22 protein-coding genes are annotated in these 23083 nt (G+C 69.3%); 7 read left to right on the top strand and 15 right to left on the bottom strand.

The window, feature by feature from the left end:
- Positions 1 to 102 precede the first annotated feature (102 nt).
- The 3 genes from ASE63_RS24470 (at position 103) to ASE63_RS24460 (ending at position 2311) form a co-directional block, all read left to right on the top strand.
- Positions 103 to 525 carry a DUF2267 domain-containing protein gene (locus ASE63_RS24470; protein WP_056807943.1) on the top strand — a complete coding sequence of 141 codons (423 nt, stop codon included), beginning with the start codon at positions 103 to 105 and terminating at the stop codon, positions 523 to 525.
- Between the two features lie 891 nt (positions 526 to 1416).
- On the top strand, positions 1417 to 1803 hold the full coding sequence (locus tag ASE63_RS24465; protein ID WP_056807941.1) for a DUF6152 family protein: 387 nt from the start codon (positions 1417 to 1419) through the stop codon (positions 1801 to 1803).
- Between the two features lie 16 nt (positions 1804 to 1819).
- Positions 1820 to 2311, top strand: coding sequence for a DUF6644 family protein (locus ASE63_RS24460; RefSeq protein WP_056807939.1), 492 nt, complete (start codon positions 1820 to 1822; stop codon positions 2309 to 2311).
- A gap of 9 nt (positions 2312 to 2320) precedes the next feature.
- Here the strand turns inward: ASE63_RS24460 and ASE63_RS24455 are convergent, their stop codons facing one another.
- The 5 genes from ASE63_RS24455 to ASE63_RS24435 form a co-directional block, all read right to left on the bottom strand.
- Complete coding sequence (locus ASE63_RS24455; RefSeq protein ID WP_056807938.1) at positions 2321 to 3310, bottom strand: branched-chain amino acid ABC transporter permease; 990 nt, start codon at positions 3308 to 3310, stop codon at positions 2321 to 2323.
- Positions 3311 to 3344: 34 nt separating this feature from the next.
- Positions 3345 to 4232 carry a branched-chain amino acid ABC transporter permease gene (locus ASE63_RS24450; protein WP_056807935.1) on the bottom strand — a complete coding sequence of 296 codons (888 nt, stop codon included), beginning with the start codon at positions 4230 to 4232 and terminating at the stop codon, positions 3345 to 3347.
- A 127-nt stretch (positions 4233 to 4359) separates the two neighbouring features.
- Positions 4360 to 5565 (bottom strand): ABC transporter substrate-binding protein, encoded by a 1206-nt coding sequence (locus ASE63_RS24445; protein ID WP_056807933.1) that lies wholly within the window; start codon positions 5563 to 5565, stop codon positions 4360 to 4362.
- Between the two features lie 84 nt (positions 5566 to 5649).
- A complete protein-coding gene (locus ASE63_RS24440; RefSeq protein ID WP_056807931.1) occupies positions 5650 to 6393 on the bottom strand; it encodes an ABC transporter ATP-binding protein in 744 nt (247 codons plus the stop codon).
- Positions 6383 to 7147, bottom strand: a complete 765-nt coding sequence (locus ASE63_RS24435) for an ABC transporter ATP-binding protein (protein WP_056807930.1) — start codon at positions 7145 to 7147, stop codon at positions 6383 to 6385. Before ASE63_RS24435 ends, ASE63_RS24440 begins: the two co-directional genes overlap by 11 nt.
- Before the next feature lie 443 nt (positions 7148 to 7590).
- On the opposite strand from ASE63_RS24435, the gene ASE63_RS24430 reads away from it, so the two are divergent.
- The 3 genes from ASE63_RS24430 (at position 7591) to ASE63_RS24420 (ending at position 10756) form a co-directional block, all read left to right on the top strand.
- Positions 7591 to 9231, top strand: a complete 1641-nt coding sequence (locus tag ASE63_RS24430; RefSeq protein WP_162261828.1) for a caspase family protein — start codon at positions 7591 to 7593, stop codon at positions 9229 to 9231.
- Between the two features lie 153 nt (positions 9232 to 9384).
- The gene (locus ASE63_RS24425; RefSeq protein WP_056807926.1) at positions 9385 to 10089 is read left to right on the top strand and encodes a CoA transferase subunit A; all 705 of its coding nucleotides are present in this window, start codon (positions 9385 to 9387) and stop codon (positions 10087 to 10089) included.
- A gap of 13 nt (positions 10090 to 10102) precedes the next feature.
- A complete protein-coding gene (locus ASE63_RS24420; RefSeq protein WP_056808150.1) occupies positions 10103 to 10756 on the top strand; it encodes a 3-oxoacid CoA-transferase subunit B in 654 nt (217 codons plus the stop codon).
- A 109-nt stretch (positions 10757 to 10865) separates the two neighbouring features.
- Here ASE63_RS24420 and bluB read toward each other — a convergent pair whose 3' ends face one another.
- From bluB to ASE63_RS24395, 5 genes are all read right to left on the bottom strand, one after another.
- On the bottom strand, positions 10866 to 11486 hold the full coding sequence (gene bluB, locus ASE63_RS24415; RefSeq protein WP_082610269.1) for a 5,6-dimethylbenzimidazole synthase: 621 nt from the start codon (positions 11484 to 11486) through the stop codon (positions 10866 to 10868).
- Positions 11483 to 12802, bottom strand: coding sequence for a cobyrinate a,c-diamide synthase (locus tag ASE63_RS24410; RefSeq protein ID WP_056807924.1), 1320 nt, complete (start codon positions 12800 to 12802; stop codon positions 11483 to 11485). Before ASE63_RS24410 ends, bluB begins: the two co-directional genes overlap by 4 nt.
- Before the next feature lie 118 nt (positions 12803 to 12920).
- A complete protein-coding gene (gene cobM / locus ASE63_RS24405) occupies positions 12921 to 13685 on the bottom strand; it encodes a precorrin-4 C(11)-methyltransferase (protein ID WP_056807922.1) in 765 nt (254 codons plus the stop codon).
- A gap of 10 nt (positions 13686 to 13695) precedes the next feature.
- Complete coding sequence (locus ASE63_RS24400; RefSeq protein ID WP_056807919.1) at positions 13696 to 14085, bottom strand: cobalamin biosynthesis protein; 390 nt, start codon at positions 14083 to 14085, stop codon at positions 13696 to 13698.
- Positions 14082 to 15350, bottom strand: a complete 1269-nt coding sequence (locus ASE63_RS24395) for a bifunctional cobalt-precorrin-7 (C(5))-methyltransferase/cobalt-precorrin-6B (C(15))-methyltransferase (protein ID WP_056807917.1) — start codon at positions 15348 to 15350, stop codon at positions 14082 to 14084. The genes ASE63_RS24400 and ASE63_RS24395 overlap by 4 nt, the downstream gene beginning before the upstream one ends.
- Here ASE63_RS24395 and ASE63_RS24390 point away from each other — a divergent pair.
- Positions 15349 to 16113 carry a cobalt-precorrin-6A reductase gene (locus tag ASE63_RS24390; protein WP_056807916.1) on the top strand — a complete coding sequence of 255 codons (765 nt, stop codon included), beginning with the start codon at positions 15349 to 15351 and terminating at the stop codon, positions 16111 to 16113. The genes ASE63_RS24395 and ASE63_RS24390 overlap by 2 nt on opposite strands.
- On the opposite strand, the gene cobJ is transcribed toward ASE63_RS24390, so the two are convergent.
- From cobJ to ASE63_RS24365, 5 genes are read right to left on the bottom strand one after another with little or no spacing between them, the layout of a single operon-like run.
- Positions 16056 to 16847: a precorrin-3B C(17)-methyltransferase gene (gene cobJ / locus ASE63_RS24385; protein WP_056807914.1), complete on the bottom strand. Its 792-nt coding sequence runs from the start codon at positions 16845 to 16847 to the stop codon at positions 16056 to 16058. The two genes, ASE63_RS24390 and cobJ, sit on opposite strands and share 58 nt — an antisense overlap.
- Positions 16844 to 17593, bottom strand: coding sequence for a precorrin-2 C(20)-methyltransferase (locus tag ASE63_RS24380; RefSeq protein WP_056807912.1), 750 nt, complete (start codon positions 17591 to 17593; stop codon positions 16844 to 16846). The genes cobJ and ASE63_RS24380 overlap by 4 nt, the downstream gene beginning before the upstream one ends.
- Positions 17594 to 17597: 4 nt before the next feature.
- Positions 17598 to 18230, bottom strand: coding sequence for a precorrin-8X methylmutase (locus ASE63_RS24375; protein ID WP_056807910.1), 633 nt, complete (start codon positions 18228 to 18230; stop codon positions 17598 to 17600).
- Entirely contained in the window at positions 18227 to 19501 is a 1275-nt protein-coding gene (cobG, locus tag ASE63_RS24370) for a precorrin-3B synthase (protein WP_056807908.1), read from the bottom strand. The genes ASE63_RS24375 and cobG overlap by 4 nt, the downstream gene beginning before the upstream one ends.
- On the bottom strand, positions 19498 to 23064 hold the full coding sequence (locus ASE63_RS24365; protein WP_056807905.1) for a cobaltochelatase subunit CobN: 3567 nt from the start codon (positions 23062 to 23064) through the stop codon (positions 19498 to 19500). Before ASE63_RS24365 ends, cobG begins: the two co-directional genes overlap by 4 nt.
- Positions 23065 to 23083 lie beyond the last annotated feature (19 nt).

The raw sequence follows: 23083 nt of genomic DNA, 5'->3' as shown, positions 1-23083 counted from the left end.
CTGGCGCTACGATTATAGTCGAGGTCAGTGGGAATGGGTCTTGGGGCACTGGGCGAAATAGCGCAGTGGCTGGCGAGGACAGCTCCGCCTATCCTCGCCGCCATGACCGTCCCCTCCACCTTCGTCCACGCCTCGCGCGATCTCGAGCGCTTCCTGCTCGATGCGCGCGATGAGCTGAGCCATGCCACCACGCACCAGACTTGGCAGTCGGTGCTGGCCGTGCTCGTCACCTTCCCTGCGCGGCTGACGGCCGAGCAGGGGCTCGTCTTCGCCGACGCCCTGCCGCCGCTGCTGGCGGCGATGTTCCTGCAGGACTGGGATCGCTCGCAGCCGCCAAAGCCCTTCGCGGGGCGGGCGGAGCTGGCCCGGGAGGCGATGGCGTTTCGCGGCGACCACAACATCATTCCCGAAAGCGGCATCGCCGACGTCGCCCGGGCGCTGCGTCGGCATGTCGAGCCGCAAGCCTTCGAGCGCGCGCTGGCCGAGCTGCCGCCGGGCGCGCGGGCGTTCTGGGCGGTGGAGTAGGGCGCGCGTTGAAGGTGACGCGCGAGGAACCCTTCTCCCGTGTGGGAGAAGGGCAGGGATGAGGGACTGCCGCTGATCGTCAGGCGGTAACGGAGTCGCCGCGCCTTCTGCGACACCCGCACACCCTCATCCGGCGCTCCGCGCCACCTTCTCCCATCCGGGAGAAGGAAGGCCGTTGCGGTCCCTCGCCAAAACTAATCCCCGCCCTTGCGCCCCACGCCTATCCTCGGCCCACCTCATCCCCGAGGGGCAGCCATCCGGAGGTATGCCAGAGGCGGGATGAGGGCGGCGCCTGCGGGTGGAGTTACGATCCGCTCCCGGGAGGCTTCGGGGCACCGCCCTGGGGGTACTACGGCCCCTGTGCGAGGAGCTCGCTGGGAGGATCGGCGGGGAGGCAAAGCCCGGCCCGAGATGCGACGAGGCGAAGAGCCGAACTGGCATCGCGGGACGAGGGGACGCCGAGCTGCCGGACGAGAAGCGCGGCCCGGAGTTATAAAATCGCCGATGGCGGAGCGCCACGGGGCGTGCGGAAGGTGGCTCAATCCTTCCGCGCCGCATCCTGGCTCAATGGAAGCGGCCTATATCCCCCGCGCCTCGCGGCGCTCCGCTGCCCCTCATTCCCACCGAACGCGGAAACGCGGGCGGGCGAAGGCGTGTGCGTCGTTCTCGGGCGACCGAAGGTCGACCCGAGAATCTCAAGGACCAGCGGGCGCGGGAGCCTCCTTCGGCCAGAGATGCTCGGGTCAAGCCCGAGCATGACGCGGGGAGAAGGCGCTGGGCGTCGCGGCTCCCACCCCCAACGCAGATGTGATGGCCCGGCTGCAACCCGTCCGTGCCAGTCTCGTTGCAGATCGCAGCGCCTGTGCGGCGCGCACAACGAGGAGAACCGCCATGACGATGCTGAACCGTCGCCGTTTCGTGCTCGCGCTCGCCGCGGCCGGCACTCTCGCCGCGCTGCCGGTGTTCGCCCATCACGGCTGGGCCTGGGCCGAGGGCGAGCAGATGACGCTGCAGGGCAAGATCAGCAAGATCTCGATGGCGCCGCCGCATCCGATGCTGATGGTCGAGTCGGAGGGCAAACTCTGGCAGGTCGATCTCGGCAATCCGAACCAGACCGAGCGTTCCGGCTTCCGCGGCGACAGCGCCAAGGTCGGCGATGCCATCACCGCGCTCGGCAACCGCCATCTCGACAAGGCCAAGCTGCACATGAAGGCGGTGCGCATCACCATCGCCGGCAAGAACTACGACATGTACCCCGAGCGCATCCGCACGAACTGAGCCGCGGGCTGGCGGGATGGGGGGGCTGAGCCGGATGGGGCTGATCGAGGCGCTGGGACACTGGCCGGGCGCGCTGTGGCTGCAGCGTTCCGGCACGGCCTATCTCTTCGTCAACGCCGCCCATATCCTCGGGATCGGCCTGCTCGTCGGCGCCATCCTGCCGCTGGATCTGCGCCTCGCCGGCCTGCTGCGCGGGGCTGCGCCGCTCGCGGTGCTGGGGCCGTTCCTGGTCCGCGCCGCCGGCTTCGGCCTCGCGCTGGCGCTCGCCACCGGCGCCTGGCTCTTCACGGTGAAGCCGGCCGAATATGCTGCCAACCCGGCCTTGCTTGCCAAGCTCTCTTTGCTTGCGCTGGCGCTGGCCAACATCGTTTTCCAGCATCGCGGCGGCAAGCTTGCCGAGGCGCTGGCGACGCAGCGGCCGTCATGGCGCGTAAGGGTGAGCGCGCTCGCCTCCTTCACGCTCTGGCTGTGCGTGCTCGTCGCCGGCCGCTGGATCGGTTTCGTCTAGCGCCCTGGCTCAGAGCGGCTTCTTGATCCACTTGCTGATGACGCCGACGATGCCTTCGCGGAAAGTCAGCACGCAGATCACGAAGATCACGCCCTGCACCACCGTCACCCAGGCGCCGAGCGAGGCGAGGTAGTTCTGCATCGAGACGATGACGATCGCGCCGGCGATCGGCCCGAAGACGGTGCCGAGACCGCCGACCAGCGTCATCAGCACGACCTCGCCCGACATCGACCAGTGCACGTCGGTCAACGACGCCAGCTGGAAGACGATCGCCTTGGTCGAGCCGGCGAGGCCGGCCAGCGCCGCCGAGAGCACGAAGACGGCGAGCTTGTACTGGTTGGCGCGGTAGCCGAGCGAGATCGCGCGCGGCTCGTTGTCCCGGATCGCCTTGCAGACCTGCCCGAAGGGCGAGTGGATGATGCGGTAGATCGCCAGCAGGCCGGCCATGAAGATCGCGGCGACGAGCCAGTAGAGCGTCCGGTCGTCGGCGAGGTCGATGACGCCGAAGAGCCTGCCGCGCGGCACCGCCTGGATGCCGTCCTCGCCGCCGGTGAAGCGCGGCGTCTGCAGCGAGAAGAAGAACACCATCTGCGCCAGCGCCAGCGTGATCATGGCGAAGTAGATGCCCTGCCGGCGGATCGCCAGCGCGCCGAACAGGGCGCCGAGCCCGGCCGCGACCACGGTGCCGAGCAGGATCGAGAGCTCCGGCGTCAGGCCCCAGTTCTTGGCGACATAGGCGCAGACATAGCTCGCCATGCCGAAATAGGCGGCGTGGCCGAAGGAGAGCAGGCCGCCATAGCCGAGCAGCAGGTTGAAGGCGAGCGCGAACAGCGCGAAGCACAGCACCTTCATCACGAAGACGGGGTAGGCGACGAAAGGCGCGATCACCAGCGCGACCGCGAGCCCGATCATGATGGCGCGGTGCAGGCGCTGCGTGGCCCTGGCGGCCTCGTCCGAGAGCGGGGCGGCGGCGGCGTCGATGGTGGCGATATCGGCCATGGTCAAATCCTCGTCTCGTCGTGGCGGGCGGCCATCACGCGGCCCGTCCGAACAGCCCGGCCGGTCGCACCAGCAGCACCAGGACCATGATGATGAAGATCACCGTCGCCGAGGCCTCGGGATAGAACACCTTGGTCAGCCCCTCGATCACGCCGAGCGAAAAGCCGGTGACGATGGCGCCGAGGATCGAGCCCATGCCGCCGATGACGACGACCGCAAAGACGACGATGATCAGGTCTGCGCCCATGTTCGGGTTGACCGAGTAGATCGGCGCGGCGAGCACGCCGGCGAAGCCCGCCAGCGCTACGCCGAAGCCGTAGGTCAGCGTCACCAGCAGCGGCACGTTGATGCCGAAGGCCTGGGTCAGGGTCGGGTTCTCGGTCGCGGCGCGCAGATAGGCGCCGAGCCTGGTCTTCTCGATCAGGAACCAGGTCGCGAGACAGACCACGAGCGAGGCGACGACGACCCAGCCGCGGTAATAGGGCAGGAACATGAAGCCGAGATTCTGCCCGCCGCGGAGCTCCGCCGGGATCTGGTAGGGCAGGCCCGACGAGCCGTACTGGTTGCGGAACAGGCCCTGGATGATCAGCGCCAGGCCGAAGGTCAGCAGCAGCCCGTAGAGATGGTCGACATGCGCTATGCGCTTGAGCAACAATCGCTCGATCGCGACGCCGGTAACGCCGACGATCAGCGGTGCGATCAGCAGCGCCGCCCAGTAGTTGATGCCGAGATAGTTCAGGCACATCCAGGCGACGAAGGCGCCCATCATGTACTGGGCGCCATGGCTGAAGTTGATGATGTTGAGCAGCCCGAAGATCACCGCCAGCCCGAGGCTGAGGATCGCGTAGAACGAGCCGTTGATCAGGCCGAGGAGGACCTGGCCGAACAGCGCCTGGGGCGGAATACCGAGAAGCTCGAACATGCAGGACTCAGATCGTTAAGGCGGACGCTGGCGCGTCATGGTCGGGCTTGGCCCGACCATCTCGACAACCAGCGCCCTCGGGTCATGAGATTCCCGGGTCAAGCCCGGGAATGACGTTCATGGATGCTCACTTCTTGACGAGCGGGCAATCGCCATCGGCGAGCGGGCGGAAGGCCTGCTCGGCCGGCAGCACGGCGATCTGCTTGTAGTAGTCCCACGGGCCCTTCGACTCGGCCGGCTTCTTGACCTCGAACAGATACATGTCGTGCATCTTGCGGCCGTCGGCGCGCACCGTGCCCTTCCCGAACAGCGGGTCGTCCGTCGGCAGCTCCTTCATCTTGGCCATCACCGCGGCGGTGTCCTTGCTCTTCGCCGCCTCGACCGCCTTGAGATAGTGCAGCATACCGGAATAGACGCCGGCCTGCACCATGGTCGGCTTCTTGCCGCCATTCGCCTTGGCGAAGCGCTCGGACCAGCCGCGGGTCTGGTCGTTGGTGTCCCAGTAGAAGGATTCGGTCAGGACGAGGCCCTGCGCGGTTGCGAGCCCGAGCGAATGCACGTCGGTGAGGAAGACGAGCAGCCCCGCGAGCTTCTGGCCGCCTGCGACGATGCCGAACTCGCCCGCCTGCTTGATCGAGTTGATCGTGTCGCCGCCGGCGTTCGCGAGCCCGATGACCTTGGCCTTGGAGGCCTGCGCCTGCAGCAGGAAGGAGGAGAAGTCCGTGCCGGGGAAGGGCGTGCGGACGGCGCCGAGCACCTTGCCGCCGTTCTTGGTCACGATCGCCGCCGTGTCGCGCTCCAGAGCATGGCCGAAGGCGTAGTCCGCGGTCATGAAGAACCAGGTGTCGCCGCCGGCCTTCACCATCGCGCCGCCGGTGCCCTGGGCCAGCGCATAGGTGTCATAGGTCCAGTGCACGGTATTCGGCGTGCAAAGCTTGCCGGTGATGTCCGACGAGGCGGCGCCGGAATTGATGTGGATCTTGTTCTTTTCCTTGGTGATCTGGTGCACCGCCAGCGCAACCGAGGAGGTCGGCACGTCGAGGATCAGGTCGACGCCGTCCTGGTCGTACCAGGTGCGGGCGATGGTCGAGCCGACATCGGGCTTGTTCTGGTGGTCGGCCGAGACGATCTCGACCTTGATGCCCTTGTCGGCGGCCTTGAAGTCCTCGACCGCCATGCGGGCGGCGATGACCGAGCCTTCGCCGGAAAGGTCGGCATAGAGGCCGGAGCGATCGTTGAGGACGCCGGCCTTGATGCTGATCTGCTGGGCGAGCGCGGGCGCCGCCAGCAGCGCGGCGAACGCGGTCGTGGTCAGGAATGTCTTGAGTTTCATCTGTCTCTCCCCTGAAATGGCGTCGTTTTCGACGTGTTGTCCGATTTGCCTCGGATTGGGAGCCTCTGATCGCCGTTGCGGCGATCAGACCCCGAGATAGCCGTGCAGCTTGTCGATATTGGCGTCGAGTTCGGCATTGGGGATCATGTCGATCACCTTGCCCTGCTCGACGACATAGTGGCGGTCCGCCACCGTCTGGGCGAAGCGGAAGTTCTGCTCGACCAGGATGATCGTGTAACCCTCCTGCTTGAGCTTGCGGATGGTGGCGCCGATCTGGTCGATGATGACGGGGGCGAGGCCTTCGGTCGGCTCGTCCAGCAGCAGGAAATGCGCGCCGGTGCGCAGGATGCGGCCGATCGCCAGCATCTGCTGCTCGCCACCCGAGAGCTTGGTGCCCTGGCTCTTCAGCCGCTCCTTGATGTTGGGGAACAGCGTGAAGATCTGCTCGAGCGAGAGCCCGCCCGGCCGCACCCGCGGCGGGAGCATCAGGTTCTCCTCGACGGAGAGCGAGGCATAGATGCCACGTTCCTCCGGCACATAGCCGATGCCGAGCCGGGCGATGGCGCGCGACGGCAGCGAAATGGTTTCCTGACCTTCGAAAACCACCGAGCCCTTGCGCTTGCCGATCACGCCCATGATCGACTTCAGCGTCGTGGTCTTGCCGGCGCCGTTGCGGCCTAGCAGCGTCACCACCTCGCCGGGCGCGACCTCGAAATCGATGCCGTGCAGCACATGGCTCTCGCCATACCAGGCCTCGAGCCCGCGCACCTTCAGCAGCGGCCCTTTGGCGGTGCCCGCCACCGGCCGCTCCAGCGTTTCAGTGACCATGACCGACCCCCGAACCGATATAGGCCTCGATCACGCGCGGGTCCTTCGAGACATGGGCGTAGTCGCCCTCCGCCAGCACCTGCCCGCGCGCCAGCACGGTGATGCGGTCCGACAGCGAGGCCACCACGGAGAGATTGTGCTCGACCATCAGGATGGTGCGGTTCTTCGAGACCTTGCGGATCAGTGCCTCGATGCGCTCGACATCCTCGCGGCCCATGCCGGCCATCGGCTCGTCGAGCAGCATCATCTCCGGCTCGAGCGCGAGCGTGGTCGCGATCTCCAAGGCGCGCTTGCGGCCGTAGCTGAGCTCGACCGCCGGCAATTCGGCGAAGGCGGAGAGGCCGACCGCCTCGACCAGCCGCAGCGCTTCCTCGTCGAGCGGCTTCAGCACCTCCTCCGAGCGCCAGAAATCGAAGGAGTCGCCGCGTTTGCGCTGCAGCGCGATCCGGACATTGGTCTTGACGCTGAGCTGCGGGAACACCGCCGAGATCTGGAAGGAGCGAACCAGCCCCAGCCGGGCGATCTCGGCCGGCTTCTCGCGGGTGATGTCGCGGCCGTTATAGACGATCGAACCCTTGCTCGGGCTGAGAAACTTGGTCAGCAGATTGAAGCATGTCGTCTTGCCGGCGCCGTTCGGGCCAATCAACGCGTGGATGGTTCCGCGCTTCACCTTCAGGTCGACGCCGTTGACCGCGGTGAATCCACGAAATTCCTTGGTGAGGCCCGAGGTAGATAGAATAATATCCTCAGACATGCGTATCGCTTGTGATGGTCATCTTGTTCATTCTTGTTATTGCCGTTTCCCTTGTAGCGCATGCTGCACCGCGCTCAGGGCATAAGTCAACGCTGCGGCTGCGAGAAAGGGGCCTAGTGAGGCCGGGCTTATCCCTTGGTAGTAGGCGCGATGCCCCTCTGTTCGGAGGGGGCTTTCGCCTCATGCATATGCATGATGTCCCGGCTCGCCCGGCGGCTGCAATCTGCCGCATCATGCGCGATCCGTCGGTGCGAGCTGGTGGACGATAGGGCAGGTGGATGACCTTGGGAAAAGCTGGTTTGCGAGCAAATGCGGTTTGGAGTAATGCATCAGGCCATTTCCGGTCTTTCATTGGGCATTCCTGTGACGGCACGGGCCGATTGCGCGTTTCCGCCCGGGCGCGATCGAGCATTCGCTGCGGCGGCAGAACAAGGGAGGGTGCTTTGAACTTCTCGTGTCTAGGTTTGGCGTTCCGCGCCCGCATCGCTGCAGCTCGCGCGCTTGCGTCACGTGTCGTCGGATTCGGTGTTCTCGGCGCCGCGATACTGGGGGCTTCGGTTTCGGCCGAGGCGGCGGCGGACCGTCGCGTCGCTCTGGTCATCGGCAACAGCGCCTATACTGCGGTTCCCCGCCTCGCGAATCCGCAGCGCGACGCGACCGCGATCTCCGCCTCGCTGAAGCGCCTCGGCTTCGAGGTCGTCGAGGGTTACGATCTCAAGATGGACGAGATGACCGGCATCGTCCGGGAATTCGCCCAGAAGCTGGACGGTGCCAAGGCGGGCGTCGTTTACTATGCCGGCCACGGGATCGCGGTCGGCGACGAGAACTATCTGATTCCGGTCGACGCCTCGCTGAAGTCGGAGGCCGATCTCGACTTCAGGGCCGTCAACGTTCATCTCATCCTGCGCCAGATGCAGCGCGACGAGCGCGTCAACATCCTCATCCTCGACGCCTGCCGCGACAACCCGTTCGCGACGCAGCTTGCCGCCAAGTCGCGCTCCGTCGCCCGCGGCCTGACCGCGATCGAGACCCAGTCCGCCTCCGGCATCCTGATCGCCTTCGCGACCGACCCGCGCGCGACCGCGCTCGATGGCGAGAAGGACGGCAACAGCCCCTTCACCGCGGCGCTGCTCAAGCATATCGAGACGCCCGAGGTGTCGATCACCACGGTGATGGACCGCGTCCGCGCCGATGTCTGGGAGTCGACCGGCAAGAAGCAGAAGCCCTGGACCAACTCCTCGATCATCGGCGAGTTCAGGATGAACCCGGCGGTGAAGCTCGCGGCGGTCGATCCGTCCGTGTCGATCAAGGCGATCGACGGTGCCGTGCAGATGCCCGCCACGCCGGTGCCGGTCGGGCTCGACCGCGCCCAGATGGACGTGAAGATGTGGGAGATCGCCGAGCGCGGCAACTCGCCGGGCGACTACAAGGCCTATCTCGACGCCTTCCCGACCGGGCAGTTCGCGGCCTTCGCCAAGAACCGCCTCGCCAGGCTCGAGCCGGCCGCCCCGGCCGCCATTTCGCGCGACACTGCTTTGCCTTCGCCCGCGATCCAGGCTGGCGTCGACGAAGAGGCGATGAAGGTCGAAATCGGCAGCGCCGAGACGGAGGCCGCGCTCAAGCTGTCGGCCAACGATCGCCGCGAGTTGCAGCGGCGCCTCACCCTGTCCGGCTTCAAGCCGGGCAAGGCCAGCGCCAGTTTCGGGCCGAGCCAGCGCAAGGCGATCAAGGAGTGGCAGGCCACTCGCGGCATCGCCGACACCGGCTTCCTCGCGCCGATCCAGCTCAGGGGCCTCCGGGCGCAGAGCGAGCCTGCCTACCAGCGCGCGCTGGCCGAGGACTCCGCCAGGGCGGCCCGCGCCCGGCAGGCGGCGAAGGAGCAGTCCGACGGGCAGGCGACCCGCACCACCCGCGGCGTCGATCGCAGTCTCGAAAACGAGAAGGACCCGGTCATCCGCCGCGACCTCGCCCGCGAGCGCGCCGGCCGGCCGGACCCCAACGCCACCAATGCCGGGGCCGCGGTCTTCGGCACGATCGTCGGCGGTGCCATCGGCGGCGTCCTCGGCGGCGGTTTCCGGCGCTGACACCAGCTGCAGAAATCTCCAAAGCTAAGCGAAGCCGGCCCTCGGGGGCCGGCTTTCTCATTTGCGCAACGGGTGGTTGCCACCGCGGCGCCGGCTCGGCTAGTTTTTCGGCGAGCCGTCCGGCGACATCAATTTTCGACAAAAGGCGATGTGATGAAGAAGGTTTTTCCTGACGCCAAGGCGGCGCTCGCCGGCGCCATCAAGGACGGCATGACGATCATGGCCGGCGGCTTCGGCCTCTGCGGCATCCCGGACGTGCTGATCGAGGCGGTGCGCGAGAGTGGCGCCAAGGACCTGACCTTCGTCTCCAACAATGCCGGCGTCGACGGCGCGGGCCTCGGCGTCCTGCTCGAGACGCGCCAGATCAGGAAGATGATCAGTTCCTATGTCGGCGAGAACAAGCTCTTCGCCGAGCTCTATCTCAGCGGCCAGCTCGAACTCGAATTCACCCCGCAGGGCACGCTGGCCGAGCGCATCCGCGCCGGCGGCGCCGGCATCCCGGCCTTCTTCACCAAGACCGGCGTCGGCACGCTGGTCGCCGAGGGCAAGGAGGAGCGCGAGTTCGACGGCGAGCGCTACATCATGGAGCGCGGCATCTTCGCCGACGTCTCGCTGGTCCATGCCTGGAAGGGCGATACCGAAGGCAACCTCGTCTACCGGAAGACCGCCCGCAACTTCAATCCGATGATGGCGACCGCCTCGCGCTTCACCGTGGCCCAGGTCGAGCATCTGGTGCAGGCCGGCGAGATCGACCCCGACCACATGCACACGCCCGGCATCTTCGTGAAGCGCATCGTGCATGTGCCGAACGTGCAGAAGCGCATCGAGCAGCGCACCGTCCGCAAGCGTGCGGCCTGAGGAGACCGAGACGATGGCATGGACCCGCGAACAGATCGCCCAGCGCGCTGCCAAGGAACTGAAGGACGGCTTTTACGTCAATCTCGGCATCGGCATCCCGACGCTGGTCTCGAACTACATCCCCGACGGCATGTCGGTTCAGCTCCAGTCCGAGAACGGCATGCTCGGCATGGGCCCCTTCCCCTATGAGGGCGACGAGGACCCCGACCTGATCAATGCCGGCAAGCAGACCATCACCGAGCTCAAGACGACGAGCTTCTTCTCCTCGGCCGACAGCTTCGGGATGATCCGTGGCGGCCATATCGACCTCTCGCTCCTCGGCGCCATGCAGGTCGCCCAGAACGGCGACCTCGCCAACTGGATGATCCCCGGCAAGATGGTGAAGGGCATGGGCGGCGCCATGGACCTCGTCGCCGGCGTCAAGAAGGTCGTGGTGGTGATGGAGCATGTCGCGAAGAACAAGGACGGCACGGAATCGCCGAAGCTCCTGCAGTCCTGCGACCTGCCGTTGACCGGGGCCGGCGTCGTCGACATGGTGATCACCGATCTCGGCGTCTTCGCCATCGACGAGAACGGCGCCGGCATGACGCTGGTCGAACTCGCCGACGGCGTCACGCTGGAAGAGATCACGTCCAAGACCGGGGCTGCGTTCAAGATCGCGGTGTGAACCTCGACGTCATGCCCGGGCCTGACCCGAGCATCTCAGGAATGTCGGCCTTTGCCTGAACGAGATTCTCGGGTCCGTGCGACGCACAGCCCGAGAATGACGGCAAGCGTTACCGCCCCTTCTCCCAGCCCGCCCGCACCAGTTCCGGCACGTCGCTCTCCCCCTCCGGCCAGCCGATGCAGAGCCAGGCGATCAGCTTCCATTCGGGGGGCGTCCCGAGCGCCCGGCGCACCGCTTCGGGCTCCAGGATCGAGACCCAGCCGACACCGAGGCCACTGACCCGCGCCGCCAGCCAGAACTGCGTGATCGCGGCGACGACCGAGTAATCGAGCGTCTCGGGCATCGTGCGGCGGCCGAGGCCATGCCCCTGGGCTGTGCCGTGGTCGCAGAACACCGCGATCTGCTCCGGTGCCTCGCGCATGCCTTCGAGCTTCAGCCGCGCATAGAGCTGCGCGCGCTCGCCCTCATAGGCCGCGAGCGCCTCGGCATTGCAGCGCAGGAAGCTCTCGCGCACGGCCTCGCGCTGCGCTTCCTCGGCGACCCTGACCCAGCGCCAGGGCTGCGAATGGCCGACCGACGGCGACAGCTCGGCCTGCGCCAGCAATTCCTCGATCAGCCCTTCGGGCAGCGCATCGCACCTGAACCGCCGCACGTCGCGGCGCCATGCCAGCAGTTCCGCAAATTGCGCGGCGAAGTCCGCATCGAAGCGGGGAGGTGGGCCTGCGCTCACCCTGCCACCGCGATCGCGTGGAAGAACGAGCCGGTGACGCTGCCGCGCCGGCTGCCGGCAGGCGCAGGCGCCGAGCCATGCGGATCGGTGACCAGCGCCAGCGGCGGGTCCTCGCCCTGTGCGATCACCGTCGCGTAATGGAACTCATGGCCCGTCAAAGCGTCGCCGGCGCGGCCGAGCGGGCCGTCGGCCTCGAGCACCGCCCGGCGATAGCCGAGATTCATCTTCCGCTTTGCGAAGCTCGTCTCGACCGAGAGCAGCCCCGCCATGGCGTGGCTCGCGCCGTCGGCATCGACCAGCGTGCGCCCCAGCACCATGTAGCCGCCGCATTCGCCATGGACGGGGTGCCCGCTCGCCGCGAAACCGCGCAAGCCTGCCATGAAGCGCTCCGCTCCCGCGAGCTTTCCCGCATGCAGTTCCGGATAGCCGCCCGGCAGCCAGCAGGCGTCGCAGTCCCCCGGCGGCGGCTCGTTGGCCAGCGGCGAGAACGGCACAAGCTCGGCGCCGGCCGCGAGCCAGCCGGCCTCGACATGCGGATAGACGAAGCTGAAGGCGGCGTCGCGGGCGATAGCGATGCGCCGTCCGGGCGCGGGCAGGGGCGTGATGGATGCCGAAGGCGGGAGGGCCGTCGGCCCGGCCGCTGTGACGACCGCATCGAGATCGACGGCGCCCGCGACCGCTTCCGCCAGCGCATCGAGCCGGGCGTGGAGATCGGCGGTCTCGCCGGCCTGCACCAGCCCGAGATGGCGTTCGGGCAGGATCAGGCTGGCCTCGCGGGGCAGGGCGCCGAGCACGGGCACGCCGATGCGTTCCATGCCCTGCGCCACCAGCCGGCGGTGCCGCTCGCTCGCGACCTTGTTGAGGATCACGCCCGCGATCCTGATCCGCGGGTCGTAATGCATGCAGCCAAGCGCGATCGCGGCGGCCGATTGCGCCTGGCCGGAGACGTCGACGACCAGCACGACCGGCCAGCCGAGCAGCGCGGCGATGTCGGCGCTGGCGCCGGTATGGCCCTCGGGGCCGGGCACCGCGTCGAACAGCCCCATCGAGCCTTCCGCGATGACGATGTCGGCGCCAGCCGCGGCATCGCCAGCGATCTGCCCGAGCAGGGCGTCCGACATGGCGAAGGAATCGAGATTGGCGCTGGGCGCCGCGGTCGCGGCGGCGTGGAAGGCCGGGTCGATATAATCAGGCCCGCATTTCAGCCCGCGCACGGTGAGCCCGCGCCGCACCAACGCGCGCTGCAGGCCGAGCGTGATCGTGGTCTTGCCCGAGCCGGAACGCGGCGCGGCGATGAGCAGGCCGCGCGCGGTCATGGGCGGGCTCCACCGTCATTGCGAGGAGCTTCAGCGACGAAGCAATCCAGGGGGGCTCGCGGCCCGTCTTTCTGGATTGCTTCGCTGCGCTCGCAATGACGTTCGAGTGCAAACTTCATCATACCCCACCCCGCGGCCGGAAGCGGCGGTCATAGCCAGTTGAATAAAGCGCGCTCTCGCCGAAATCCGAGGAGGCCAACGCAGGCCCCACCAAAATCAGCGCGGTGCGTTCCAGCGCCGCCTCCCGCACCTGCTCCGCGATGGTGGCGAGCGTGCCGCGCAGCGCCCGCTCATCCGGCCAGGAGGCGCGGAAGACCACCGCGACCGGGCATTCGGCTCCGTAGAAGGGGCTCAGCTCCGTGACGACCTGCTCGATCACATGAATCGAGAGATGCACGGCAAGCGTCGCGCCGGATGCGGCGAAGGTCGCTAGCTTCTCCTTTTCCGGCATTGCCGAGGCGCGGCCCGAAGTCCGGGTCAGCACCAGCGATTGCGCCAGCCCCGGCAAGGTCAGCTCGCGCTTCAGCGCGGCGGCGGCGGCGGCGAAGGCCGGCACGCCCGGCGTAGCGCTGTAGGGAATGCCGAGCGCGTCGAGCCGGCGCATCTGTTCGCCCGCCGCGCTCCAGATCGAGAGATCGCCTGAATGCAGCCGCGCGACCTCCTGCCCGGCCTCATGGGCAGCCTGCATCTCGGCGATGATCGCGTCGAGATCGAGCGGGGCGGTATCGACGATGCGGGCCCCCGGCGGGCACCAGTCCAGCATCGCGCGCGGGATCAGCGACCCCGCATAGAGGCAGACGGGACAGGCCGCGATCAGGTCGCGCCCGCGCAGCGTGATCAGGTCCGGCGCGCCCGGTCCGGCACCGATGAAATGGATCGTCATGCGGCGTGCTTCATGTCGTTCTGGCCAGGGCGCAGGTGACGCGGGCCGTCGCGATGCGCGGCTGCACCAGCGTCCCGCCCGGCCCGGCGGCGGCAAGCGCGGCGGCTTCTGCCACCGAGCCGACGCCATAGAGTGAGGCGATCCGCGTCGAGCGCGTGGCGCAGGCGGCCTCGAAGCCCTTGAGGGCCTCGTCGGGAATTGCGACGAGTTCGGCCTTGCGGCTGGCGGCAGCCGCCGTCAACCCGGGCTCGTCCATGCGGCTGGCCAGTGTAGCGAGACGGCACGCGCCTTCAGTTGCGAGGCCGGCAAGCGCCAGCGCCTCGTCGAGACAGGCGAGGATCTCGGCTTCGCTGGTGCCAGGGCGCAGCCCCAGCCCCGCGACGAGGCGGCCGCTGCTCAAGGCTTCTCGACCCGCCACTGCGTCACCGGCATCGCCGGGCGCCAGCCATGCTTGCCGCCGACAGGGGCGAGCCGGTCGATCGAGATGCGCCGGAGCGAGCCGCCATGCTCGGCATGCAGCGCGGCGAGCTTTGCCTCGCCCTCGATCGTGACGACGTTCGCAACGAGCCGTCCGCCCGGCTTCAGTGCCGCCCAGGCGCCCTCGAACAAGCCTTCCACCGTGAGCCCGCCGCCGATGAACACCGCATCCGGCGCGGGCCGCCCGATAAAGGCCGCCGGCGCCTCCCCGGTCACCTCCACGGTGAGACCGCCGAGCTCGACCTTGTTGCGCGCGATCCGGTGAGCCCGCTCCGGCTTGGATTCAAAGGCGACCGCCCGGTTGCGGACATGGCGCTGGCACCATTCCACCGCGACCGAGCCGGAGCCGGCGCCGACATCCCAGAGCAGTTCGCCCCCGCGCGGAGCCAGCGCTGAAAGCGTGATGGCGCGGATCTCAGACTTGGTGATCTGCCCGTCATGGGCGAACCATTCCTCGTCGAGCCCCGGCGCGAGCGGCAGGATGCGCGAGTCGCGGGTTGCCACAACATCGACCGCGATCAGGTTGAGCGGCACCACCTCGTCGAGCACGAAGGCATCCGCCCGGCTTTCGCGGATGCGTTCCTGCGGGCCGGCAAGCTGTTCCATCACGACGATCCGGCTGGCACCGAGGCCACGCGCCGTCAGCAGCTCGGCCACGGCGCGCGGCGTAGTCTCGTCCCAGGAAAGGGCGAGGATGCGCGCGCCGGGCTGCAGATGCGGGACGATCCGGTAGAGCGTGCGGCCGTGCAGCGAGACGAGCGAGCATTCCTCCTGCGGCCAGCGCATCCGCGTCGCAGCCATGGCAAAGGAGGATATCTGCGGGATGATCCTCATCTCCGCGGCGGGAATCGCGCGGCTCAGGCTGTTGCCGATGCCGTAATGGAACGGGTCGCTGGTCGCGAGCACGCAGACCTTGCGGCCGCGTTCGGCCAGGATCTGCGGCAGGGCGTTGCGAAAGGGCTGCGGCCAGGGGCGCAATTCGCCGGGAACCGAGCCGACCAGCGCGATGTGACGGTCACCGCCGAAGACGATCTCGGCCTCTTCCAGAGCAGCTTTCGCCTCGGGGCAGAGCCCGGCCGGGCCGTCCTCGCCGAGGCCGATCAAGGCGAGCCAAGGGGTGGGCGGGGTGGCAGGTGAGGCGGTGCCGCGGCTCGACAGCTCGTCTGAATCAAGCGTAACTAGGGGCATGACCGTGCTCATTCTTGGTGGAACCAGTGAAGCGGCAGCGCTCGATCAGCATCTCGCTGAACAGGCTCCGGAAATTCGCGCCATTATCTCGCTCGCCGGACACACCGTCGACCCCCGCCCGTCGAACCTGCCGGTCCGCGTCGGCGGTTTCGGTGGCATCGAAGGCCTGCGGCAATATCTGCGTGAGGAGGGCGTCACCGCGGTGGTCGATGCCACACATCCCTTTGCCGCGATCATGCCGTTCAATGCCGAGCATGCCTGCAAGGCCGAGAACGTGCCGCTGCTCGCGATCCGGCGCGAGCCCTGGCAGCCGCAGCCCGGCGATCGCTGGGAGGAAGTGCCCGATCTCGAGGAGGCGGCCCGGGCGCTGGGGCCTAAGCCGCGCCATGTCTTCCTGACCATCGGCCGGCTCGAGCTGCCGGTCTTCGCCGATGCGCCGCACCACCACTATCTGGTCCGCGCCATCGAGCCGATCGGCAACCGCCTGCCCGTGCCCCATGTCAAGGTCATCCAGCAGCGCGGGCCCTTCCATGTCGACGACGAGGAGGCGCTGCTGCGCAGCGAGGGCATCGAGGTCGTCGTCAGCAAGAATTCGGGCGGCGACGGCACGGCCGCCAAGCTCGTTGCGGCCCGTCGCCTCGGCCTGCCGGTGATCATGGTCGAGCGCCCGCCCAAGCCCGATGTCGAGACCGTCGCCCATGTCGATCAGGTCCTGCCCTGGCTGGTGGCGCAGGGGCTCTTCGTCACCGAACGGGGCGTGTAGACATAAGGCCGGTCGCCCGGCCGCGTGATCAACCGCGTGCTCGTGGCGCCGATGGTTACCAGCGTCGCCATGTCGGCCGTGGAGGCTGCCACGACCGCCTCGGCCAGCGTCAGGATGCGCAGAGTCTCGTCGGCTCGTCCGACGGCGCGCGCGAAGATCACCGGCGTATCGGGCGGCCTGATCCGGGCGGCAAGCGAGAGCGCTTCGCCGAGCTGCCAGGGCCGCGCCTTCGAGATCGGGTTGTAGAGGCAGATCACGAAATCGGCCCGCAGCACCGCCTCCAGCCGCGCCGTCACGACATCCCAGGGCTTGAGGTTGTCCGAGAGCGAGATCGCGCAGAAATCGCCGCCGAGCGGCGCGCCGGCCTTGGCGGCGGAGGCGAGCATCGCGGTGATGCCGGGCTCGACCGTGATCGGCAGCGAAAGCCAGGCCGGATCGCCTGCCTCCAGCGCCTCGAACACGGCGGCCGCCATCGCGAAGACGCCGGGATCGCCACCGGAGACGACCGCGACATTGCGCCCCTCGGCCGCCAGCCGCAGCGCATGGCCGGCCCGGTCGATTTCGACGCGATTGTCGGAGGCGTGCTTGGTCTGACCCTCACGCGCCGGGATGCGGTCGAGATAGGGCCCGTAGCCGACCAGGTCGCTCGCGGCGTCGAGCGCGGCCTGCGCTGCCGGCGTCAGCCAATGCGCCTCGCCGGGGCCCAGACCCACGATGGTCAGGGAGCCGCTCACAGCCTGCGCCCTTCGCCGGGAACCAGCACCATGGAGAAATACGGCGCCTCGTCGTCGCCCTTGTCGCCGAGCCGGGCCACGACCTGCTCTGCCATGGTAGCGCGCTCGACATAGATGGCGCGGTCGATCAGCCCCGCAGCCTCAAGTGCGCGGCGCACCTTCGGCAGGTTGCGGCCGAGCTTCATGATCACCGCAGCGTCGGTGTCGGCGAGGCGCCGGGCGAGCTCGGCTTCCGGCAGGGTGCCGGGCAGCACGGTCATGATGTCGTCGCCCCAGGTGATCGGCGCCTGCGCCCGCGTCCAGGCGCCTGCCATGCCGGTGACGCCGGGCACGACTTCGGTCGGGAAGCGGTGTGCGAGGCGGCGCCACAGATGCATGAACGAGCCGTAGAAGAACGGGTCGCCGTCACAGAGCACCGCGATGGTCCGCCCTGCCTCCATCTCAGCCGCGAGCAGCGCGGCGGATTCGTCGTAGAAGGTGCTGATCGGCCCGCTATAGCCCTCGTCCTCGACCGGCACCTCGATCGTCACCGGGAAGGCGAGCTCGATCTCGCGGGCGGCGTCGGGCGCGACGATGGCATCGGCGGTGACGCGGGCATTGCCGCGCCGGCCGCGCTTGCAGAAATGCACCAGCCGGTCGGCCGTGACGATGATGTCGCGGGCGCGGACGGTCATGTAGTCCGGGTCGCCCGGCCCGAGGCCGACACCGAACAGCAGGGTTTTTCCGTTAGCCGGTTCGATCTTCACCGGCTCACTCCTTCTCTTGCGCCAGCGCGTTGACGGCGGCCGCCGCCATAGCCGAGCCGCCGCGCCGGCCATGCACCACGAGGAAGGGTACGCGCCCGTCCTGCGCCAGCGCCTGCTTCGATTCCGCCGCGCCGATGAAGCCGACGGGGATGCCGATCACGGCGGCCGGCTTCGGCGCGCCGGCATCGAGCATCTCCAGCAGGCGAAACAGCGAGGTCGGCGCATTGCCGATCACGACCAGCGCGCCTGCCAGATGCGGCCGCCACAGCTCCATCGCGGCGGCCGAGCGCGTCGTGCCGAGTTCCTTGGCGAGGCCGGGCGTCGCCGGATCGTCGAGCGTGCAGATCACGCGGTTGCCGGCGGGCAGCCGCGCCGGCGTCACGCCGTTCGCCACCATCTTGGCGTCGCAGAGGATGGGAGCGCCGCCCTTCAGAGCGGCTTCGGCGGCCGCGGCGAAATCCGGCGACATCTCCACATCGGCCGGCAGGTCGGTCATGCCGCAGGCATGGATCATCCGCACGACGACATGCGCCGCCCGGCCCGAGAAGCGCGAGAGGTCGGCCTCGGAGCGGATGATGGCGAAGGAGCGCTCGTAGATCGCAGCCCCATCCTGGATGTAGTCGTAATGCGTCTTCAAGCGCGTCGTCCTGCGAGCCGGCCTGCCATCGGCAGGCGGGCGTGAATCTCCTGTCCGGGCTGCAAACGCGCCAGGATCGCGGAAAGGTCAAGCTCGGCCAGCGCATGGTCCCGCGCCGTCCCCGCGATCACCACGCCATAGCGGCCGGCCCGCCCGACCAGGGTAAGGTCCGCGGCGCCCGGCTGCGCGCAGGATTTGACGCATCCCGAGACGTGCAAGGTCAGCCCGGCGGCGAGCAGAGGCGCGATCTCCTGCGCCAGCCGCGCCGCATCGGCCATCGCGGCGGTCTCCGCCCGCAGGCAGGCGGGAGCCCCGGCACAGGCCTGTACCGAAAGGCGCGGATCGTCGTCGCGGACGATGAGGCCGAGCTCGCAGGCGGCGAAACCGAGCAGCGCCTCGGCATCCGCCTCGGCCAAGCCGCGAAAGGCGATGCCACGCCAGGGCGAGAGGCGGATTTTGCTGCAGCCTTGCGCCTCGGCCGCTGTGGCGAGTCGGTCCAGCGTCGCAGCATCCGCGCGTCCGAAGGGCAGGCCGACGAGCGCGGCGAAGCCGTCGGAACCGAGCGGAAACAGCCCGGCCCGCCGCGGCGCCGGGCGCTCCGGCGGGGCAGGCGCGGCCGGAAGGTCGGACAGCGTCGGCAGGGCCCCCGGCGGCAGGTCGCGCAGGCGGCGGATCGCGTCCGGCGCTTGAGCCCGCAGGGCGGCGAAGCGGGCGAGCATGGTCGCGACGGCCTCGCCGGCTTGCCCCTCGTCCACCGGCCCGAGCCAGACGCGGTCCGCCAGTCCGATCGCGGCAATGCCCGGCGCGATCCCGACGACGCGCAGATCGCCGGCGAAGGCATCGAGCGATTGCGCCCCGCCATCGTCGACGACCACGGACAACTTCGCCGGCAGCCCGGTGATGTCTCGCGCCCGCGCCTCGATCTCGGCGGCGAGGGCGATGCCAGCGCCCGCCAGCGGCGAGGTCAGGGTCAGGCGCTGCGGCCCGGCGCCGTCATGCTCGTCGACCAGGCGCTCGGCCAGCAGCGTCGCGACGAGACGGGGATGGCTTTCGGCCGTGACGCCACGCAACTGCATGTTGCCGCGCGCCGAGATCTCGATCAGCCCGTTGCCATATTGGCGTGCCAGCGCCGCGATCCGGCGCAGTTCGGCGGGCGTCAGCCGCGCGCCCGGCGGATGCAGCCGCACCAGCCAGCCATCGCCGGTCTCCATCGGCTTCAGCGTGCTCGGGCACCAGCCGCGTCGCAGCGTCTCGGGCGAGGGCGCGTTCATTCGGCAGCCTCGCTTGCAGGAGGCTCACCGGCCAGAAACGCCCCGACCGAATTGCGCCGGCTGGTCCAGAATCCGCGCCGCGCCGCCTCGGCCAGCCGCGCCCGGATCGAGGCCGCGGCCGGCGCATTGGCGGCTTCGATCGCGGACCAGATCTTCGGATCGGCGCACCAGGCCTGGAAGACCGCGTCGAAATGGCCGGCCGGAACCGCATCCGTGCTGGCCGCGAAGACGAAGAGCGTGTCGAGCGCTTCCGCGAGTTCGGCTGCGCCGCGCCAGCCATGGGCGAGATGGGAGCTGATCCAGCGCGGATGCGTCAGCCGGCCATGGACGATGCGGGCGATGTCCTCCGCGAGCGTGCGCGGTTTCGGCGCCTCGGGATCGGAGGTGTCGAGGCTGTAGAGCGCCGGATCGGCGCCCAGCGCCTGAGCCGCCGCCGCCAGCCCGCCGATGACGTCGGCGGCGCTCGACGCCTCCAGGATGTCGCGCCCGGCCGTGTCGCTGACATGGACGAAAGCCTCCGCCGTGCGGATGCGTGCCTCGAACCCGTCATCGGCGCTGCCGCTGCCATCCGCCCCGCCATAGGCATGGCTGGAGGCGGCGAGATAGGCGCTACCCAGCTCGTCCCGCGCCGTCCAGGCGCCGTCGAGGGCGCGGTCGGCCATCGCCGCGCCATAGCGGCCTGGCGCGGGGCCGAAGACGCGGGCGCCCGCCTCGCCGCGGCGCCGGGCCGCGGCGGGCTCGTTCCAGTCGTCGGGCTCATCGAGCGCCGCGACGGCGCGCGCGGCCGCATCGAGCAGCGCGACCTGCTGCGGGAAGGTGTCGCGGAAGGCCCCCGAGATGCGCATCGTGACGTCGGCCCGCGCCTGGGCGAGTTTCGGCTGCGGGATGATCGAGAAGCCCGTCACCCGCGTCGAGGCGTGGTCCCAGAGCGGCTCGGCTCCCATCAGGGCCAGCGCATGCGCGATGTCTTCCCCGCCCGAGCGCAAGGTCGGCGAGGCCCAGAGATCCATCACGATCCGCCGCGGCGCCTCGCCATGCTCCTGCAGATGGCGCGCCACGACGGCCTGCGCCGCCAGCGCACCCAGCCGCGCCGCCGCCCGGGTCGGGATGGCGCGCGGATCGAGCGTCGAGAGGTTGCGCCCGGTCGGCAGCACGTCCGGCCGGCCGCGATGCGGCGAGCCGGCCGGGCCCGGCGGCACGAAGCGCCCGTCCAGCGCCCGCAGCAGCCCTTCGCGCTCGGCCTGCGCCGAGGCGGGATCGAGTTCCGAGCGCCCGAACACATGCAGCCCGTCGCGGAAGGGCAATTCGGCGATGTCGCAGAGATGCGCGTCGAGCCGCGTCAGCGCCTCGCTCATCGGCTGGTCGGCGGTGACGCCGCAGGTCGCGGCGAGCCCGCTCGCCTCGGCGCGCGAGCGGATCTCGCGGGCGACGATGTCGGCGCGGCGCGGATCGAGCACCTGCGCCTGCGAGAACTCCTCGACGAGATCGCGCAGCAGAGCGACTTCGCCCGAGGCTTCTGCCTCGGCCAGAGGCGGCGGCAGATGGCCGAGCGTGATCGCCGAGAGCCGTCGCTTGGCGGGCGCGGCCTCGCCGGGATCGTCCACGACATAGGGGTAGACGACCGGCAGCCCCTGCGTGACGAGCCGCGGCCAGCAGGCGGAGGACAGCGCCACCGCCTTGCCCGGCAGCCACTCCGTCGTGCCATGTGTACCGAGATGGATCAGCGCGTCGATCCCGGCGGTCTCGCGCAGCGCGAGGTAGAAGGCGAGATAGGCGTGACCCGGCGGCGCGTCGGGATCGTGATAGCGCGCCTTGCGGTCGGGCGTCGCATCGCGCGCCGGCTGCAGGGCGATGGTGAGCTTGCCGTCGCGGACGGCGCGGAAGCGGAAGGCGCCGTCCCGGCAGGCGGGGTCGGCTTCGGGTGCGCCATGGGCGGCGAGCAGGGTCTCGCGGGCCTCCGCCGGGATGGTCGCGAGCCAGGCGCGATAGGCGGCCAGCGGCAGGGCGAAGTCGGCGGGGCCGGCGGTGAGGGCCTGCATCAAAAGGTTGGAGGATGCGGCATCGAAAGTTGCCGTGCCCGTCTTGCAGGCCGTTTCCCTCCCCCCGCTTGCGGTGGGGAGGGTTAGGGTGGGGGGCAGTGCCGCTCGGCGCGCCGTCGAAGAAGTAGCCTGCTCGGCTTTCCGCCCCCCCATCCCTAGCCCTTCCCCACCGCAAGCGGGGGGAAGGGGACAGGTCGGCGCTTCCGATGCCTGACCAGCCAAGTCATATCCCGCCTCCGCCAGCAGCTTCCGGATCGTCTCAACGCTCGCTGGCGTGTCCAGGCCGACGGCAAAGCCGGCCCGCCCGCCGCGCGCCGGATAGTCCGACATCACCAGCGCCAGCCGCCGCTCCGCCACCGGCTTCGCGGCGAGCGCGATCCAGCCGGTGGCGAGATCGGCCAGCGCGGCGATGCCCTCCGCATCCGGCACGAGCCGGCGGATGCCGAAGCCGGTTGCGGTATCGACGACCTCCGCCTTGAAGGCGACGGGAACGGCCCCCAGCCGCCCGTCGAATTCCGGCAGCGCGACCTGCATGGCGAGGTCGGCGGCCGAGAGCCCGCGGGGCGATGCGGCCCAGGCCTCGCGGGCGCTGCCGACCGGCATCGCCTGGAGCACCGGGCTATCGGCGGCGTCCAGCACGAAATCGGCGCCCTCGCGCGCCGAGAAGGCGGTGGTGGTGACGATCACGGCCGGCCGGTGCGTCGCGACCAGCGCCGCGAGTTCGGCCGTCACGGCCGGGTCCTTCAGGCTGGTCAGGGCGAGGATCAGTGGGGCATGGCCGCGCGCCGCCAGCGCGGTTGCGAGCGCCTCGCCCATCGCAGTGTCTCCGGCGCTGACGGCCGAGCGGTAGACCAGGATTGGGACGAGTGGCCTGTCGGTGGGCAGGACAGCGAGCGCCGCGCGCCAGTCGATGGGAGTGGCGTCGGCGCCGAGCGCGAAGAGCGGTGGCAGCTCGAGCGGGGCGAGATCGCGCGCTTTCGCCTGCAGCGAGGCGCGTTTCTCGGCCTTGATCGAGTCTCGTGACGCGGATGACGGAAGTTTGCCTTCACAATGTCCCGCAATCCGTCCCAGCAGCCGCCGCATGTTCTCCGCGCCGCCGCCGGCATGGAAATAGCCGAGCAGTTCCGCCGCGAAGGCTGGATCGACCGTGCCGTATTCCGCCAGCCGCTCGTCGGTCCGGTCGTCGCCGGGCAGCACGGCGAGCGCGATGCCGCTCGCCCGGCAGGCGGCGCCGAGCTGCTCGATGCCGTAGCGCCAGTAATCCAGCCCGCCGAGGCAGCGGATCAGCACGAAGCGGCTCTTCGCCGCCGTCTTCTCGATCAGGAAGTCGATCGAGAGCGGGTGACGTAGGCGCCGCAGCGAGGCGAGCCGGACGGAGATCCCGCTGTCGGCCGCCGCCGCCGCCAGCGCCGAGAGATCGCTGTCGGCATAGGACAGGACGAGCATGTCTCCCGGCGGCAGCCCGAGATCGACGGCGTCTTCGCCGTCGTCGAGCCTGACCTCGCTGGTCGGGAGAAGATGCATGCCGGTCCTCCGCTGCCGA

Source organism: Allobosea sp. Root381 (assembly GCF_001429395.1).
Taxonomy (GTDB): Bacteria; Pseudomonadota; Alphaproteobacteria; order Rhizobiales; family Beijerinckiaceae; genus Allobosea.
This window is presented reverse-complemented; position numbering and strand designations above follow the sequence as displayed.